Genomic DNA, 16,821 nt, shown 5'->3' on the forward strand with positions numbered 1-16,821 from the left:
CACGCATGGCTTCACCTAATTTTGAGCATTGGCTCATCGGCGCACGCCCACACACCTGGGCTAATGCTTTTGCACCTGTGATTGTCGGTTCTGCTGTTGCGGCTGCTTATGGAGGGTTTAACTGGGTACGTGCGCTACTGGCAGCTGTGGTGGCATGGGCGCTCATTATCGGGGTCAACTATGCCAATGACTATTCCGACGGCATCCGCGGCACTGATGAAGATCGCACTGGTCCTCTCAGACTCACTGCTTCTGGCGTGGTAGCTGCACAGCACGTCAAATACGCTGCTTTTTTCGCTTTTGGTGTGGCAGCTGCGGCGGGAATCATCTTGAGTGTGCTCAGTGCGTGGTGGCTCATTCTCGTGGGTGCACTATGTATTCTTGGCGCGTGGTTTTATACCGGTGGGAAAAATCCTTATGGGTATCGCGGTCTTGGTGAGGTCGCGGTTTTTGTGTTCTTTGGTCTGGTTGCAGTGCTGGGCACTGTATTCACGCAGTTAGGTCGCATTACTTGGGAAGGGGTTGCGTGTGCTGTGGGAGTAGGTGCTATTTCTGCTGGGGTGAATCTGGTGAATAATTTGCGTGATATTCCCACGGATAGCCAGGCAGGGAAAATCACCCTTGCGGTACGTTTGGGGGACGCGCGCACACGTGTGCTCTATTACGTACTGCTCAGTACGCCTTTTGTAGTCAGTTGTGTGTTGTTGCTGCGTACCTGGTGGGCTGCTTTGGGATTGTGTGCTCTTATTTTTGCAGTGTATGCTGCTCGTCCAGTAGTGGCTGGAAAAACTGGTCGTGAGCTTATTCCCGTCTTAGGGCTGACTGGGCGCACTATGTTGGTGTGGGCGTTGCTGACTGCTGTGGCATTGTGCGTAGGCTAGGTTTCTTCCTCAGTTATTTTCTGCGCCTTGAGCTGGATAAACCCTGGAATGAGGAGGGGAATCAAGTAGCATATAGCCGCACCGGCTGCCATTACTATGGTTACGTGTTGTGCTGGGAAAGCCGCGATAATGGGATATGCAAGAAGAAGCCCTAGTGGGCCGAGCATGAGGTTTGCGTCTGCGGCAAATGCAAATGCTTTACCGCGTTGCTCCGCGGGGAAATGAGAAGCCACCCATGCATTAAATACTGGTTGTGCCAGTGCGTTTGTCACGCGCCCAAGAGACATAAACACTAAGGCAAACCAGATCAGTGGGTGGAACATGGCAAAAATATAGGACACAGCCATGAGCACTTGGGAACCGGCTAGGAAGAACCCAGGGATAGGAATGTTTTTTACCAAACGAGTGATGATATTGCCCAGGAGTAGTAGCCAACTTGGTAGTGCCGCCCATAGACCTAAAACCGCGGGGCTAAACGTATCGACCATGACGATGGGTGCTGATGTGCTCACGATTTGCAGTGGCACTGCTGCGATAATGCCAACAAGAACATAAGCAGATAACCAGCGTACTTGCGCAATCACTGCCCATGATTGTTGAAAAGACCGGTCGATTCTCAACGCATTGCCCAACAGCGTTCGCATAGATTCGCCATGGTCGTGCACCCCGTGGAGTTCTTGGTGTTTACGATCGACGTAAGCCCAAAAGAGCGCACTGCATAGGAATGTGACTACGTCGATTGCGAAACCACATCTGTAACTGTGCTGTGTCACGATAACGCCGCCTAAACCACCGCCGAGCGCTAAGCCAATTCTGCTGAGCATAGCGTTGGTGGCAAAGACTTGAGAGCGTTGGGCTACGTCGTTGGTTAATTGTGCCCAAATTGCAGAGACGGCAGGTCGATACAGACAAGCCATGATGCCGTTGATAAAGAATGCAGTGCAGATAAGGATGTAATTGTGGCCGAAGGCTAATGCTGCGGTGGCGATCATTCGGCATAGTTCGCTCACCCATGCGATTCGGGGGCGGGCAATGCGGTCTACGAGGGGAGCAAGGAAAGCAACGGATAGGGATAGTCCCAGAGAGAGGAAGAATAAGGGCAGGACGATTCCATGTTGTGATGTCACATCTAGCAGGTAGAACACCAGAATGGCGCCGGTGAGTCCATTGCCAAAATTGGTGAGCATGGCATTGGCGCGGATGTGTAGCCACAATCTGGGGTTAGTGGGCATGGTGTTATTCTTTCTCGTGATGTCCTTGCGAGTGTCTCGACATAACACCAGTATTCTATCAATTGATAGAAACTGTGGGTGGGAGCAGCGCCACAGCCCATCATCAAAAATTAGCGCTTAGCTAATTCTTCTTTCACCCACTGCTTATAGGCCTTATGCTGCGTATGCCACTGTTCCAGTGCCCCAGTGGCCTGCACCCGCAATCCCTTGAACACAAAAACAGATAGGGGCAACGCCACAATGAGCGCTAATGTTGCCGAAATCAGAATCGGAACAGGCGCACCAATTGCCAAAGCCAATGCCTGAATAACAATTGTAAGAAGTAAAAACAGACCTAGGCGTGCCAAACCGTAGAGCATAATACTGCGGCGTGCTTTTGCTGCCGCGGTGGGGTCTTTGTGCGGCGGTGCGGAAGTTTTTGCCCCAGCCGCAGAATCAGCCGCAATATCAGAGCTGATGGGGCTGGCAGAAGTTTCTTCAGGGGTATTATGCTGCTTAGTCATCTTCTCCAGCTTAGCAATATCGTGATTATTCCATACAACCGCATAAAAGGTAGGCTGGAACTAATTTATTTGGGTCTTGGTGAAAGGATAACAATACACAATGGGAAGACTATTGCTCCTGCTCCTCATTGTCGCCGCGCTGGTATTGGTGTGGCGTGCTTTTGGTCCACACTCTTGGAAACGCAATCAGCAGCCTCGTACCCCAGAGATAAAAGGGCCCGACGACGATGAGAACTTCCTCTGGGAAATTGAGAAGAATCGCTTTAAGGAGCGTCGGGCGCGGGAAGAAGCCCAGCGCCAAGAGCAAGAACGGCAGCGCAGGCTCAACAAACCTGGGGATACTGACCCAGAGACTTCCCCAGAACGCTAGTCTGGGGGCATAATCGCGCTTAGTTGACCCCAGCGTAGGAATGTAGCCCAGAAACCACCATGTTAATGAAGAAAAGGTTGAAGATCATCGTCGCAAGGGCAAGAATGTTGATCCATGCTGAGCGCGAATCACGCCATCCTGCGGTCGCTCGTGCGTGCAAATACGCAGCGTAAAGAATCCAGGTAATAAAGGCGACAGTCTCTTTGGGATCCCAACCCCAGGGGCGACCCCACGCTGACTCTGCCCATATCGCCCCAAGGATAATTCCTAAACCAAATACCGGAACAGTGATGATGGCAGTTCGGTAGGCAATGGCATCGAGCATTTTTGCGCTAGGTAGTGGCTTTGCCAACGCACCAAAGAAATTATTGCTTTCTTCCCCAGCAGGTTGCGCCATACGAATCAAATACAATAGCGACGCAACTCCAGAGATTAACCCGATAGAAGCACCGGTAGATACGGTTGATACGTGGATCGGGAACCATACTGACTGCAATTGTGGGATCAGCGGCGCAGAATCCGTGTAGAGTTTTGTTCCGCCGAAAAAGAGCAACGCTAAAATCGGCACCAATACCCAAGACCACATGATCCTTAGTTCTTTGCGCTGAAGATATAACGCAGCGCCTACCATGCAGAACAGGGAAATGACCAGGATGTACTCATAAAGGTTGCCGAAGGGAAAGCGGGAGGCGGATAGTCCGCGGGTAATCACAGCAACTGCGTGCACGATAATGCCCAGCCACACAATAGTTTGGGTCATGCCTGCTGCTTTTTCCGCAGCTTTCTCTTTCTTGGCAACTGCGTCGGAAGAAGCTACTGGCACGGCAGTTTTTTCTTCAGTATCTTGAGCGCTGCCGCCAGCAAGAACTGGTGTTTTAGCCGCCAAAAATTTTTGCTCCCGACGCATATCCACAAGCGCTTTACTGCGCACATAGTAAAGAATGGACAGCACTAACCCGATGAAATAAATAACAAAGGCAGAGACATACGCCGAGTCAGATAGTGACGCCAAAGTGGTGTTGATATTCATAGCCGCACAATGCTCTTTTCAGCTCATTTTTTATCAAGACGAATAGTAAAAATACCTATAGCCACATTACTCTTGGGAAGAAAACTAGCCAAGGTCAATCTTGTTCTTCATAGTCAATTCCCAGGATAGTGCAATGAATCCTGTGGTATTCCTCACCCCAACCAGCACGATCAGTACGCGCCAAACCAGCGGTTTCCACATAGGTGGCGTGCTCCCCCAATGGGGTAATGCGCACCCAGATTCTTCTCCGCTTGATCATCAATGACCCAACCAAGGACACTAAGGACACCAATGTCCAGGCAAGAATCCAGCCTTGGGCAGGGTTGTGCGAAATTTGGTAGTTGGCGAACTCCTCCGCGCCGTCGAAGGTGACAATGGTGCCATCATCCAAAGTCACCGACTGGCCTTTAGTGAGGTTCACTCGCTCCAAACGCTGCAACTGACCAGAGTGAATCAAGCTATTATCCAGGGTGAACAGCCCCTGCCCAACGCCAGTATCCAAACCATTATCGCCTCGGTAAATATCAATGGCCACTGCGGGGTCGGTCATTGTCGGATAGCGGGAGCTGAGCAATTCATTATTTTCACCCGACCATTGGGCGGTCGGTGCGAATAGTCCTTGGATTGCTAATTGCTGTTGGCGACGCTGATAAAGATCCGGGTACAGTCCCGCTGGCGGGTCAAAGCGCATAGCTCCTGAGGACAAGAAATAGGTCAAATCATCAGGGCGCCACTGCACGGTTTGGGTGCGCTTTTGTCCATTAGGCCAGGTGATAGTGAAGGTCGGTGCAAAACCATGACCCTGGAGATATACGCGGTCACCAGCAATACGCAATGGGTGATTGACTCGCAGATTAAACTCTTTCCACGTTGCAGAATCAGTGTTAATCTCATCACCTTGGGCATAACTAATCCGCGAGCTATACATCTTTGCTTGCCCATTGGGCAGATAGTCTGCCTTAAAGTCATGCACCTCAAAACAAAACGGGCTTAACCCTGTTCCGTCAAAGGTAGGCCCTGCCTTAAACGAGTCATAATTAGCCGTGGCAGTATTACAAAACTGCGTGTTCATCTTGTCTTTTTCAGAGGCAACCACAATCACTTGCCCCTCATAGCTATAGAGCTTGCCGACGGCAATCGCAATGAGCATTCCCACAATGCCTAAGTGGAAACACAAATTAAAAAACTCCCGCAAATAACCACGTTCAGCAGCAAAGGAACGAACACCAGCACGATCTTCTTGTGGGCTATAAGCCGCCAAGTGCCAGCGTCGAAAAGCGCGGCGAATATCTGCTTCTACCTGCTCCTGTGATTTTTCCACACTGCCAGCTTCGTGCAGCGGCAAGCGTTCAAGATTCTTAGGCGCACGCACTGGCGGCATTTTCATTGCTTTGTAGTGGTCAATGGTGCGCGGAATGATACAGCCAATCAAAGATACAAAGAGGAGAAAGAAAATGGCAAGGAACCACGAAGAATTGAATACGTCGAATAGTTGCAGCTTGTCATAGATTTTTGCCACATTGCCATTATTTTCAATGTACTCAGTGACTTTTCCTTCATTGAGCGAACGCTGTGGCAATAAAGCACCAGGAATGGCACCTAGTGAGAGCAAAAAAAGCAGTACCAAAGCTGTGCGCATCGAGGTAAGCCAATGCCACGCTTTTTTGATCGCTTTAATTATTGCACTCATCATAGTTTTCACGCTGACCAATCTTCTAAATTAATGGCACACCAAAATCGACAATAAGCTCAATAAGCTGGCGCACCCACGTAATAAATATATCCCACGCACCGGTGAGCAATGCCACGCCCACCACAATCAACAACACCCCACCTATGCGCTGGATAGTGCGACTATGGCGCGCCAAAAAACCTACCGCACCCATCGCTTTTGCTGACCCTAATGCCACCAATAAAAAGGGAATTCCCAATCCAAGACAATATCCCAGCATAAGCACCACGCCACGCGCCGCAGTCATACCCTGAGTACCAGCAGAAATAGAAACAATTGCTGCCAATGTTGGCCCTAAACACGGCGTCCACCCCAAAGCGAACACGCCACCTAGTAATAGCGCGCCTAAGCGCGTCGACCAGCGTCGAGGCGCAATACGATGTTCACCCTGCAGAAAAGGAATAGCTCCCATGAAAACCAAGCCCATGAGGATGGTCACCACTCCACCAATGCGCATGAGTAGCTGAGAGTTCAGTGCAAGCACACTGATTGCCCCAAAAACAGAAACTGTAGCAAGCACAAAAATAATGCTGAACCCTGCAATGAATAATGCCGCTGCCCCAGCTACTCGCCACCGCGCAGCACGAGCAACAGTGGGCTGATCCTTGCTGTAGTCAACTTCTGCTCCCACGATTCCAGCCAGATAAGAAATATAGCCCGGCACCAGCGGAACGACGCAGGGGCTAGCAAAAGAAACCAATCCAGCAGCTGCCGCAGCTAACACACCTAAGGCAAGTGGTCCGGTGGCTACTAGGTCGGCAAAATGCTGCCCAATACTTGCCCCGCTCATGCTTCAACCAAGGGTTTGACCACGTCTAACACATCTTTAGCAGTAATTTCGCGCAGGAATACTGCCGCTGGGCGGTGTTGTTTATCAAGGATAATGGTGGTAGGAACCACAGATGCCGGAACACCACCGAGCTGAGCTGCTGTCTTGAAAGGTGGGTCATAGATACTCGGGTAGCTCAAACCATTATTCTGCACAAAATCTCGAGAGGTTTCTGGGTCAAAGTCACGCACATTAATTCCTAGGACTGTGCCATTATGCTTTGCCAAAAACTCTTGCACTTCTTGGAGATCATCAGACTCACTACGACATGGCGCACACCATTGCCCCCACGCGTTCAGCACCACTACCTGACCAGCGAAATCGCTGAGTTTGATCGTAGTATTTTCGTCCATAAGCGCAGGTCCAGAGAAATCTGCAATAGGGCTGCGCTCATCTTCAGGATAGAAAATCTCTTGCTTGCCGTCGGGAGAATAAAACTCAAAAGTACCACCAATTGCCACAGCGTCTTTACCTGCGGTGTTGTCATCACTACAGGCAACAATCCCGCCTAGGGCAGCAACACATAATAATTGGGCACATACTTTTGTTAACTGTTTATGCAAACTACGCATTTAGATCTCCCGAGCCGGTTCTGAATAGATACACTCGACGAGCTCCCGGTCATGGAACACCAAAGAACTCACACTAGCAAGTTCACAGCGACGCGCAGCAGGATTATGCGCCAACTTTTTCCCTTGCGCATAACGCTGCACACACACAATAGGTAACTGATGGCTCACAAGAATTGCCTCGTGACCTTCGGCTTCACGCCTAGCAGACTCGATTGCGGTAAGCATACGAGTCAAAATATCCTCATAATGCTCACCCCAACTAGGCAACATAGGGTTATGCATAAGCGGCCAATGCACTGGATTCCACAGTTGAGAACGCAGACTCTTAACCCGCAACCCCTCATAGCGATTACCAGCCTCTAAGAGCAGCTCGTCTATGCTATTGTCCAAACCTGTCACCTGAGCGATAGGCGCTGCGGTTTCCTGCGCGCGCTCCAAGGGCGAGCTACGTAATATCGCAACATCATGCCCAGCAAAAGCGGCAGCAGTTGCCGCTGCCATTGATTCACCCCGTGCTGATAAATGGTAATCAGGCAAGCGCCCATAAAGAATACGCTCCGGATTATGTACTTCGCCATGCCGCACAAGGTGGACAATCGTCGTAGAACTCATAGTGCCTTTCTACCAGATGAGGTCAATAATTATTTCTACTCTACTCAATAATTATGCAAGAATTATGCACGTTCACGCAGCCTGCTCTACGCTGCCTATGGCTTGTTACGCCGGCTGTGCTGCCGCTGCCGCAGGTGCTGCCTGAGCAAGTGCTTTTTCGATACGCTCAAAATCATTGTCACCGAGCGCAGAGGACACAAACCACGTCTCGAATACACTCGGTGGCGCATACACCCCGTTGTCTAGGAGCGCATGGAAAAACGGAGCATAACGGAATGTCTCCGCCGCTTTCATCTGCGCAAAGTTATGCCCCTCGCCTTCAGCGAAACGAATAGAGAAAAATGTTGCGGCACGCTGGATATGATGTGCCACCCCTGCTTTGCTTAACGCCGTACTCGCCAAATCTGCGACCTTATCAGCATTGGCTCGGATCACATCATAGACCTCTGGTGTAGCCAATTCCAGGGACTTCTTCCCCGCCGCCATCGCCACAGGATTACCAGACAAAGTACCAGCCTGATATACCGGCCCTACTGGCGCTAGATATTCCATAATCTCCCGACGCCCACCAAAAGCCGCAGCAGGCAATCCACCAGACACAACCTTGCCAAAGGTGGTTAAGTCACCAGCAACATGATCAACACCAAACCAACCTTGATAGGAAGTGCGGAACCCGGTCATTACCTCGTCGAGAATCAACAAGGCACCATGAGCATGGGCGATTTCTTTGAGCTTGGCATTAAAATCATGCTGCGGTGCCACAGTACCCATATTGCCAGCGGCAGCCTCAGTAATAATGCACGCAATACTATCTGGATACGTAGCAAAGGCCTGCTCTACCCCTGCAAGATCGTTATAATCCACCACAATAGTATCGCCTGCCTGAGCACCAGTTACACCAGGTGAATCCGGCAAAGCAAAAGTCGCAACCCCGGAACCAGCTGACGCAAGCAACGCATCCACATGGCCGTGATAGCAACCAGCAAACTTAATTATTTTTGACCTGCCAGTATAGCCACGCGCCAACCGCACCGCCGACATAGTAGCCTCAGTGCCAGAGTTCACCATGCGGACTTCTTCCACGCTGGTTCGATTCACAATCAACTGAGCTAACTCCACCTCAGACTCAGTAGGAGCACCAAAACTCAACCCTTGAGCTGCTGCTTTAGCCACAGCCTCCACAATCTCTGGGTGTGCATGCCCAAGCAGCATAGGACCCCACGAACACATTAAATCTACATATTCATTGCCATCGACGTCATACAAAGTGGCACCGCGTGCAGATTTAATAAACCGCGTTTGCCCACCGACAGAACCAAAAGCACGCACTGGGGAATTCACTCCACCGGGGATAAGGTTTTGGGCGGCGTCGAAAAGCTCGCGGGAACGAGAAATATGTGCAGTCATGACTCCATTGTAAGGCAGAGGCGCGACATATAGTTTACGGCAACTATTGGGCAGCACTGTCTTTCTTTGGTTTTGCAAAGATACCGCTCACGATACCACCGATGAGAAAGAAAACGGCGGCCACTGCTACAACCACGATGATGAGCATAGGAATGTGGGCAATGCCAAAGGTCAACTCAGTATTTCCTGCAGCATTCTCCTTGGCATGGGCATACACCATCCCCCACAAACCTGAGCGATAAAACTCTTTATCGTTGGTACTGAAAATGAGGTAAAGGATTGTGCCTATCGCACTCGCCACCACAACAAGGAACGATAGCATTACTGATAATGAGAGACGTTTAATCATGATCAGACTCCTAATGTAATCGGGAATGGTCACGCAGTAGTGTGATTCCCCATGCTGCTACCACTACCACAACTACCCCAAAGACTACGCCATAACCCCATGTGTTAAGAGAAAATAGTGACGTTACCAGTGATGTCATCAGAACAACACTCATGAGGATTCCTAATCCTACCAATGCAGAAATTGGATTATCGTGCGCAGCTGGAACCAATATACCTGCTGTTGTTGTCAGCGGTATGCTGCTGACACATCCAAGGCATATCACCACGGTATGCAGCCCAAAATTACCGCTCAGAAATGAGCCTAAAATGAATAACAACGCAATGGGAATACACAGCCATACCAGGGCTTTTACCAGATAACAATACTCCCGTGCAGGGGAAATTACTCTGCTATACATTTTCCGCAACGGGCGCACTGTGGAATAAGAATAAATCCCCATGCACGCAATCAATTCTAATGAACACTCAGGTGGCAACATTCTGCTTTTAAGAATTGCCACATAGCCAAGCACGCTGAATAATACCGCAATCCAGGTTTCCTTTGAGCGAATAATGCTCATCATTATGGCTATCTCAACGCTCCTGGCTACTGATGTTTGCTGCGCAACAAGACCAGCGAAAGAAACACCAGGATAATGCGCCTTAAGATACATTCGAGTGCTTATTCCTAGCGGAGAATGTGTTACCACGGCAAAAGTTATACACACAGCAAAGGCGACAAAGAACACCAAGGTGCTTACTACCATGCCATTATGTACCAAAATTCTTGTTAAAACATTAGACCATCGCCAATAGTTTTCCCCTTTGCTAAAGGCAGTGGTGAGCGTCGATAAGCCATACGTAATATCAGCGCTAATCACTAACGCTGCCCCTACCGTTAGAATCAGAGCCACGTGGCTGCTTATTGCCTGCAATCTAAGAACGCGTGCGCCTTTCTCCAACAGGTTATATGCAATGATCAGGGCAAGGAGCAATAGGATAAATGGGTACACTATGCTCGTGAGGCTCTCGGATAGGGAACTGAAACCACACGCTAATGTCAATGAGATAAGGGACGGAAGCAAGAAGAATGTTGCGCACAATGTAGCTATTGTAAGCTCCATCAGAAAAAGAGCCATCCTGCGCTGAAAATCAGTAATAGGCATGAAAGTCGTGAGTTTCATCAAGCTACCAGTACGCATGAGCAGTAGCTTTGCGACGAGAAACCCAATAGTTGCCCACAATGGAATAACTAAATTAGAAAGCCCAAGGACAAGCCTAATCGACGACTCATTGATCCCAATTTTTTGATAAAAGAGAAAAGAAATTATCGACGATGAAAACACAATAACCACAAGGGCTACCAGCAACATGACACGCGCCCATTTCTCTTTGAGCACCCCTACCGACAATAGCTGCCGAACTTGGTGCTTAAATAAGAAAAGATAGAGCGTAACCACCATGCTGCTGCGTGCTCTTATGCCACCCATAGTTCTCTCATTTCCCTTTTCTACCGACTTACTCATTCAGAAAACGATCGACTATGGCGCTTGCAGTACCATACTCTTTTTCTAGCTCGGCACGCGCTGCATCATAAACAACTGCGCCATCTTGTATGCACATGACTCGGGTGGCGAGTCTATCCAATAATTGCGGATCATGCGATACCACCATCACCAGATTTTCCCTGCTCAAAGACGCAAGATCCTCACCCGCCCTGAGCATAGAGCGGCGATCAATTCCATTAAGCGTTTCATCGAGCATGGTAAAAGGAAGACGCAACATCAACGCCGTAATAAGCTGTATCTTCTTTTTCATTCCATGCGAGTATTCCTCGATAAGTTTGGTTTCCCACTCTGCCATGTCATAGCGCGTGAGATACTGAGCAAAAACATCAGCCGCAAAAGGTTTTTTGTATAGCTTCAGATACAGCGCAACTAATTCACGACCAGTCAGATATTCTGGAAGATCCTCATTGCCCGACAAATAAAGAAGATTCGATTTAGCAGATAACGTAGTAGTGCTTTGTTCATTCCATGTCACACCACCCGCGGCAGGCTTTAATAGTCCGGCACATAGTTTCAGCAATGTGGACTTTCCCGAGCCGTTCTCCCCGAACATACCAATGAGTTCACCACGTCCAGCTTGGAAATGAACTCCCACTACAGCTGAGGAATGTCCTGGATAACTGTACTCTACGTGGTTTACTCTCAACATTTCTGCCTGCACTTATGATGAGGGAATGATACTTGATACTGGACGACAGTAGTATCAGTTAAACACAGCAGCTCACACGCGGCAATAGTTATGAGTCGGTAGTGACAATAGTTAGATGAGGCGAGTAAGAGAAAAGTCCTAGCACTGGTTGGTGCCAGGACTTTTAGATTTCTCAGGAACAGGATTACGCTACGCGTAGATGTCCGCCAGTAGTAACTTTAGGACGGTCTTTCTTCGCTACAGTCTTAGCCTGCTTAGCGACGTTATCCTTTACACTTTCAGCGATAACAGTCTTAGGTGCAGGCTTGGATTCTGGTTTAGAATCGGCAGGTTTATCCTGCTCAGGCTGTTCAAGATTGCCCTCAGGCTCTACAACGGTGGTAACAACCTCACCCTGCTCAACCTCTGTGTCTGTGTCAGGAAGAGTTGGTGGAACAACAGGCTTAACTGGTTCCTCACGTTCTTCAGGACGCTCAGCTGGCTTCACAGGTTTCTCCTGCTCAGGCTCCTCAGAAGGAGTAGGCTCCTCACTTGGAGTTGGCTCCTCTGTTTCCTTAGAAGGCTTAGCAAGCTCAACTTCCTCTTCGTCAGAAGGCGTAGGTTCTTCAGATTCCTGTGGCTCGTCAGAAGGCGTTGGTTCCTCAGACTCTACAGGCTCCTCACTAGGTGGAACCTCAGATTCCTCGTCAGGACAAAGAGTAATATGCTGGAATCCCTGATCACAGTTATCCTCAGCTCCAAGCAACGGACCATAAAAATTCACCACAGGATTCTGGTGAAGATTAAACGTCAACACGTACTTCTCATACTTAGGACCAGCAGCCTCAATATCATTGCTAATCGTGTCAAAACGATCAGTGTTACGAGTAACTGCACAGGTTCCCACACTCGTCAAACCATGGCGAGTACCCTGCTCAGCATACAACGCAGCAATCTTCTCATTCTCTAGGGCGATTTCTTTATTGCGTTGGACAATTTCTGCTTTACGAGCTGAAGATGCAGACTCATCCTCCGGAATCATTGGAATAGACACAGGAGGTAATTCACCCGTACGACCCCACGGGTAATCTTTCAGACTCTGACACCCCTCCTCAGCGCTACCAGGTCCACCGCCCTCAGAAGAACACTTCCACAACATATTATCCGCACGAATCGGAATGTAGGTATCCTCACCGACTGCTTCAACAGTACCGGTGACCTCAAAAGTATAAACACCTGCCGCAACCAGACCGATCTCATAGATATCCCACTCAGGCTGATACGCAAAAGACGAATAATCCATACCAGCTATCTGGAGAAAATAGTCCTTCTCCTTCTTATAAGCATTCTTGTAGAAAGGACTTACCTTATAGCGTTCTTCATTTGCTGTATCAGTATCGTCGTAGCGATATGGATAATCTTCAACATTAGTGACATCTTTGATAGGAACATCAAAATCTACTTGCTGAGCAGGAACAAACGAACCATAACCGTAATCATCTGATCTGGTTGTTTCGATAATGTTTCCATCCAAATCTTTCCACGCATATACGTTAGCGCTATCAGTAGATACCTGCTCTGTTGGCATATGCGTCATCTTGATAGACACATCTTTGACCGTGGATGGAATAGCTATCTGCGCACCACGAGAGGTTTGGATGTGATTCTCAGAAGTTAATAATTTCGATAACTGTACCTGCCACGTGACCTGTGTTTCATCCCCCACTTGTTTCACACAGGTAGAACCCGTGTCACAGTTCACACCACCCCAATAACCATGGACATTATCAGCGCCAGCGGCTAATACTGAGGGGGGGGGGCTAGAAAACCCGCACCAAGCATACTTACGGCAGCAACCGCCGCAGCACGCTTAGCAAAACGTTGTAAAAACATATTTCCTCTATTCTCCTAGGAAAAAGAACAAAACACTTTCTAGATTCCCTCAAAACAAAGCTGAGAAAAACCTAAAAGCACACTCATCATAACCCAAGACATAAAGAAAGTCCTAGCACCATCGGCGCTAGGACTATTGTGCAAAATAAAATTACACTACGCGCAAGTGACCACCCGTAGTAACTTTAGGACGATCTTTCTTCGCTACAGTCTTAGCCTGCTTAGCAACGTTATCCTTCACACTTTCAGAGATAACGGTTTTAGACTCAGGCTTAGAGTCAATCTTGGACTCGGTTTTAGCCTTAGGCTCAGCGGGTTTATCCTGTTCAGACTGCACAGGCTTGCCGGTAATCTCAACAGATTTGTCCTCAGGCTCCACCACAGTAGTGATAACCTCAGCGTCAGGCAACGTTGGCGGAACCATAGGAACCTTAGGCTCCTCACGCTCTTCAGGACGCTCACCAGGCTTCACAGGCTTAACCTGTTCAGGTTCATCAGAAGGTGTAGACTCCTGAGTTTCCTCACGTGGTGTTGGTGCCTCAGACTCCACAGGCTCATCGCTAGAGGTTGGTGCCTCAGAATCAGTTGGTTCCTCTGTTTCTTTAGAAGGCTTAGTAGGCTCAACCTCCTCTTCCTCAGAAGGAGTAGGTTCTTCAGATTCCTGTGGCTCATCAGAAGGAGTAGGTTCCTTAGACTCTACAGGCTCTTCACTAGGTGGAACCTCAGTCTCCTCATCAGGACAAAGAGTAATATGCTGGAACCCCTGGTCACAATTATCCTCTCTACCACGCAACGAACCAAAATAACTCATTCCAGGATTCAACCTAAGATTAAACGTACGCGCATACGCACCATACTTACCCTCAGCAGCGGCCTCAATATCAGTACTAATCGTGTCAAACCGACTTGTATTACGGGTTACTGCACAGGTTCCCACACCAGTCAAACCATGAACAGTACCCTGGTCCTCATACACTGCAGCAATCTTCTTGCGTACGTCGTCGGATTGTTCTTTCGTCATCACAGGAGGCAATTCATCCGTCAAAGCCCATGACCATGTATCATTCATCTTCAAGGAAGTACAATTTTCCTTGCGATCTTTAAGTTCATAGTCATCGTTCACGGGGCTACATCGGTTTATCATGTTTTCTGCGCGAATCGGAACATACGTATCTTCACTAACCGACTCAACTGTACCGGTCACCTCGAAAGTAAAAATACCGGACTGATTCAACTTAACCTGATAAAAATCCCAATTAGGTTGCTCTGGGAGAGCAGACTTCTTTACCCCATACTGGTAGTACACCTCAGACATATCCACACGAGTATCCTTCGGAGCAGGGGCTCCCTCTGGAATAGCATCAGGATCATCATACTCAAGGCTCAGATCATCTTTTTCATCTGGTTTAATCGGATTTTTCACAAAGGAAGATACTGCATAAGTACCACTATCAGTAACATCATCTATCGAATCAACAATAGGAACCTGATAATCTACCTCTTTATCTGGCCAAATACTGTCAGGATCATCACTAGATAAATTTAGTCCATCATCACTGACTGGCATATGAGTGAGCTTAATAGACACATCTTTCACCGTGGATGGAATCATAATCTGTGCATGATGAGACACATATCCAGACATTAGACCATGATCATCTGGTATCGCCAATGGCGATACCTGCACCTGCCACGTCACTTGTGCATCATCACCTATTTGCTTCACACAAGTAGAACCCGTATCACAGTTCACACCACCATACGAACCACGTGGTCCACCGTCCATGGCTAATACCAAGGGGGGGGGGGCTAGAAAACTCACACCAAGCATACCAACGGCAGCAACCGCCGCAGCACGCTTAGCAAAACGATTTAACAACATTATTTCTCTCCTAGGAAAAAGAACAAAAAGCACTTTCCAGATTCCCTTCAACCACACAAAGCTGAGAAAAACCTAAAAGCCCCCTCATCATAACCCAGGACATAAAGAAAATCCTAGCACCATTGGTGCCAGGACTCTTGCATGAAACAAATCATTACGCAGCGCGCAGATGTCCACCAGTAGTAACTTTAGGACGGTCTTTCTTCGCCTGCTTAGCGACATTATCCTTTACGCTTTCAGAGATAACAGTCTTAGACTTCTCACGCTCCTCATCAGGACACAACATCCTCATCAGAACACAAAGTAATATGCTGGAACCCCTGGTCACAATTATCTTCACTACCAAGCAGTGCACCATAATAATTCACTGCAGGGTTCAAGTGAATATTAAACGTCTTCGCATATTTCTGATAACGATCACCAACAGGCGACTCAATATCACTACCAATCGTATCGAAACGACCAATATCCGCCGTCGCCGCACAGGTTCCCACACCAGTTAAACCATGCTTCGTACCCTGCTCAGCATACAAATCAACAATTGCTTTACGAGTTTCTGCAGACTGCTCAGCAGTTGTCACAGGAGGCAATTCACCAGTACGCGCCCAATCGTACTCTTTCAGAGATAAACAACCTTCCTCGGCGCTACCAGGTCCACCACCTTCTCGAGCACACTTCCACAACATATTCTCAGCCCGAATCGGCACATAGGTATCCTCACCAACAGCCTCAACAGTACCGGTGACCTCAAAAGTAAATGAGCCCGGCGCATTCAAGCCGATTTGGTAGAAATCCCACTCAGGCTGCTCCTCAAAGCTAGAAGGTTCAACACCATATAGAGCCCCTTCATCATCAGCTAAAGAACCATGAGGATTCTTCACAAACGACGACACCTTATACGTGTCATTGTCAGTAAGTTCCTCCACTGAATCAACAATCGGAACCTGATAATCCACCATCTTCGCAGGCACAAGACTCTCTTCTAAATCTGCGCCTTCAATCGGCATATGAGTGAGTTTGATGGATACATCTTTCACAGTGGATGGGATCATAATCTGGGCACCACGAGTAGTTTGGATGTGATCCTCAGACATCACCAAAGGTGACAATTGGACCTGCCAGGTGACCTGTGTTTCATCACCTACTTCTTTCACACAACTAGAGCCAGTGTCACAGTTCGCACCACCCCAAAAACCGTGGACAGTATCAGTAAAAACGTTACTAGAGTAAGTTCTACCGCCCGTAGCTGATACCGAGGAGGGAGATAGAAAACCCACACCAAGCACACCAACGGCAACCGCAGCCGCAGCACGCTGAGCAAAACGATTCAATACCATTATTTCTCTTTTCTC

Annotated in this window: 17 protein-coding genes; 2 read left to right on the plus strand and 15 right to left on the minus strand. The window is 48.6% G+C overall.

Annotated elements, in window-relative coordinates; translation table 11 throughout:
• Window positions 1-5 precede the first annotated feature (5 nt).
• Entirely contained in the window at window positions 6-881 is an 876-nt protein-coding gene (locus tag FQV43_RS08805; RefSeq protein WP_146340060.1) for a 1,4-dihydroxy-2-naphthoate polyprenyltransferase, read from the plus strand.
• Here the strand turns inward: FQV43_RS08805 and FQV43_RS08810 are convergent.
• Window positions 878-2,113, minus strand: coding sequence for an MFS transporter (locus FQV43_RS08810; protein WP_144275322.1), 1,236 nt, complete (start codon window positions 2,111-2,113; stop codon window positions 878-880). The genes FQV43_RS08805 and FQV43_RS08810 overlap by 4 nt on opposite strands.
• A gap of 110 nt (window positions 2,114-2,223) precedes the next feature.
• On the minus strand, window positions 2,224-2,616 hold the full coding sequence (locus FQV43_RS08815) for a DUF4229 domain-containing protein (protein WP_144275321.1): 393 nt from the start codon (window positions 2,614-2,616) through the stop codon (window positions 2,224-2,226).
• A gap of 100 nt (window positions 2,617-2,716) precedes the next feature.
• Between FQV43_RS08815 and FQV43_RS08820 the strand changes: the two genes are divergently transcribed.
• Window positions 2,717-2,986: a hypothetical protein gene (locus FQV43_RS08820; protein ID WP_146340062.1), complete on the plus strand. Its 270-nt coding sequence runs from the start codon at window positions 2,717-2,719 to the stop codon at window positions 2,984-2,986.
• A gap of 19 nt (window positions 2,987-3,005) precedes the next feature.
• Here the strand turns inward: FQV43_RS08820 and ccsB are convergent, their stop codons facing one another.
• The 13 genes from ccsB to FQV43_RS08880 all read right to left on the minus strand — a co-directional run bounded on the left by ccsB (window position 3,006) and on the right by FQV43_RS08880 (window position 16,806).
• The gene (ccsB, locus tag FQV43_RS08825) at window positions 3,006-4,016 is read right to left on the minus strand and encodes a c-type cytochrome biogenesis protein CcsB (protein WP_144275317.1); all 1,011 of its coding nucleotides are present in this window, start codon (window positions 4,014-4,016) and stop codon (window positions 3,006-3,008) included.
• A 94-nt stretch (window positions 4,017-4,110) separates the two neighbouring features.
• Window positions 4,111-5,709 (minus strand): cytochrome c biogenesis protein ResB, encoded by a 1,599-nt coding sequence (locus FQV43_RS08830; RefSeq protein WP_370511223.1) that lies wholly within the window; start codon window positions 5,707-5,709, stop codon window positions 4,111-4,113.
• Between the two features lie 22 nt (window positions 5,710-5,731).
• Complete coding sequence (locus FQV43_RS08835; protein ID WP_146340064.1) at window positions 5,732-6,538, minus strand: cytochrome c biogenesis CcdA family protein; 807 nt, start codon at window positions 6,536-6,538, stop codon at window positions 5,732-5,734.
• Window positions 6,535-7,149: a TlpA disulfide reductase family protein gene (locus tag FQV43_RS08840; protein WP_144275313.1), complete on the minus strand. Its 615-nt coding sequence runs from the start codon at window positions 7,147-7,149 to the stop codon at window positions 6,535-6,537. Before FQV43_RS08840 ends, FQV43_RS08835 begins: the two co-directional genes overlap by 4 nt.
• Window positions 7,150-7,761: a histidine phosphatase family protein gene (locus FQV43_RS08845; protein ID WP_144275311.1), complete on the minus strand. Its 612-nt coding sequence runs from the start codon at window positions 7,759-7,761 to the stop codon at window positions 7,150-7,152. It lies immediately after the preceding gene.
• Between the two features lie 105 nt (window positions 7,762-7,866).
• On the minus strand, window positions 7,867-9,168 hold the full coding sequence (gene hemL, locus FQV43_RS08850; protein ID WP_146340066.1) for a glutamate-1-semialdehyde 2,1-aminomutase: 1,302 nt from the start codon (window positions 9,166-9,168) through the stop codon (window positions 7,867-7,869).
• Window positions 9,169-9,211: 43 nt separating this feature from the next.
• Window positions 9,212-9,517: a hypothetical protein gene (locus FQV43_RS08855; protein ID WP_146340068.1), complete on the minus strand. Its 306-nt coding sequence runs from the start codon at window positions 9,515-9,517 to the stop codon at window positions 9,212-9,214.
• Window positions 9,518-9,527: 10 nt separating this feature from the next.
• Window positions 9,528-11,024: a hypothetical protein gene (locus tag FQV43_RS08860; RefSeq protein ID WP_146340070.1), complete on the minus strand. Its 1,497-nt coding sequence runs from the start codon at window positions 11,022-11,024 to the stop codon at window positions 9,528-9,530.
• Window positions 11,017-11,715, minus strand: a complete 699-nt coding sequence (locus FQV43_RS08865) for an ABC transporter ATP-binding protein (RefSeq protein ID WP_146340072.1) — start codon at window positions 11,713-11,715, stop codon at window positions 11,017-11,019. The genes FQV43_RS08860 and FQV43_RS08865 overlap by 8 nt, the downstream gene beginning before the upstream one ends.
• Window positions 11,716-11,899: 184 nt before the next feature.
• Window positions 11,900-13,456 (minus strand): hypothetical protein, encoded by a 1,557-nt coding sequence (locus FQV43_RS08870; RefSeq protein ID WP_168195081.1) that lies wholly within the window; start codon window positions 13,454-13,456, stop codon window positions 11,900-11,902.
• Window positions 13,457-13,738: 282 nt separating this feature from the next.
• Window positions 13,739-15,469, minus strand: a complete 1,731-nt coding sequence (locus FQV43_RS08875; protein WP_146340077.1) for a hypothetical protein — start codon at window positions 15,467-15,469, stop codon at window positions 13,739-13,741.
• Window positions 15,470-15,623: 154 nt separating this feature from the next.
• Window positions 15,624-15,755, minus strand: a complete 132-nt coding sequence (locus FQV43_RS10255) for a hypothetical protein (protein ID WP_256371488.1) — start codon at window positions 15,753-15,755, stop codon at window positions 15,624-15,626.
• Window positions 15,742-16,806: a hypothetical protein gene (locus tag FQV43_RS08880; protein ID WP_146340079.1), complete on the minus strand. Its 1,065-nt coding sequence runs from the start codon at window positions 16,804-16,806 to the stop codon at window positions 15,742-15,744. Before FQV43_RS08880 ends, FQV43_RS10255 begins: the two co-directional genes overlap by 14 nt.
• Between the last annotated feature and the right edge of the window lie 15 nt (window positions 16,807-16,821).

It is taken from the genome of Corynebacterium sp. sy039 (assembly GCF_007904105.1).
Lineage (GTDB): Bacteria > Actinomycetota > Actinomycetes > Mycobacteriales > Mycobacteriaceae > Corynebacterium.

Excerpts from the sequence above, each read along its gene's own strand:
- FQV43_RS08845 (WP_144275311.1), bottom strand. The coding sequence starts at position 7,761 with ATGAGTTCTACGACGATTGTCCACCTTGTGCGGCATGGCGAAGTACAT.
- FQV43_RS08835 (WP_146340064.1), bottom strand. The coding sequence starts at position 6,538 with ATGAGCGGGGCAAGTATTGGGCAGCATTTTGCCGACCTAGTAGCCACC.
- FQV43_RS08805 (WP_146340060.1), top strand. The coding sequence starts at position 6 with ATGGCTTCACCTAATTTTGAGCATTGGCTCATCGGCGCACGCCCACAC.
- FQV43_RS08810 (WP_144275322.1), bottom strand. The coding sequence starts at position 2,113 with ATGCCCACTAACCCCAGATTGTGGCTACACATCCGCGCCAATGCCATG.
- FQV43_RS08840 (WP_144275313.1), bottom strand. The coding sequence starts at position 7,149 with ATGCGTAGTTTGCATAAACAGTTAACAAAAGTATGTGCCCAATTATTA.
- FQV43_RS08820 (WP_146340062.1), top strand. The coding sequence starts at position 2,717 with ATGGGAAGACTATTGCTCCTGCTCCTCATTGTCGCCGCGCTGGTATTG.
- FQV43_RS08880 (WP_146340079.1), bottom strand. The coding sequence starts at position 16,806 with ATGGTATTGAATCGTTTTGCTCAGCGTGCTGCGGCTGCGGTTGCCGTT.
- FQV43_RS08860 (WP_146340070.1), bottom strand. The coding sequence starts at position 11,024 with ATGAGTAAGTCGGTAGAAAAGGGAAATGAGAGAACTATGGGTGGCATA.
- FQV43_RS08855 (WP_146340068.1), bottom strand. The coding sequence starts at position 9,517 with ATGATTAAACGTCTCTCATTATCAGTAATGCTATCGTTCCTTGTTGTG.
- FQV43_RS10255 (WP_256371488.1), bottom strand. The coding sequence starts at position 15,755 with ATGTTGTGTCCTGATGAGGAGCGTGAGAAGTCTAAGACTGTTATCTCT.
- FQV43_RS08865 (WP_146340072.1), bottom strand. The coding sequence starts at position 11,715 with ATGTTGAGAGTAAACCACGTAGAGTACAGTTATCCAGGACATTCCTCA.
- FQV43_RS08815 (WP_144275321.1), bottom strand. The coding sequence starts at position 2,616 with ATGACTAAGCAGCATAATACCCCTGAAGAAACTTCTGCCAGCCCCATC.
- FQV43_RS08875 (WP_146340077.1), bottom strand. The coding sequence starts at position 15,469 with ATGTTGTTAAATCGTTTTGCTAAGCGTGCTGCGGCGGTTGCTGCCGTT.
- FQV43_RS08830 (WP_370511223.1), bottom strand. The coding sequence starts at position 5,709 with ATGATGAGTGCAATAATTAAAGCGATCAAAAAAGCGTGGCATTGGCTT.
- ccsB (WP_144275317.1), bottom strand. The coding sequence starts at position 4,016 with ATGAATATCAACACCACTTTGGCGTCACTATCTGACTCGGCGTATGTC.
- hemL (WP_146340066.1), bottom strand. The coding sequence starts at position 9,168 with ATGACTGCACATATTTCTCGTTCCCGCGAGCTTTTCGACGCCGCCCAA.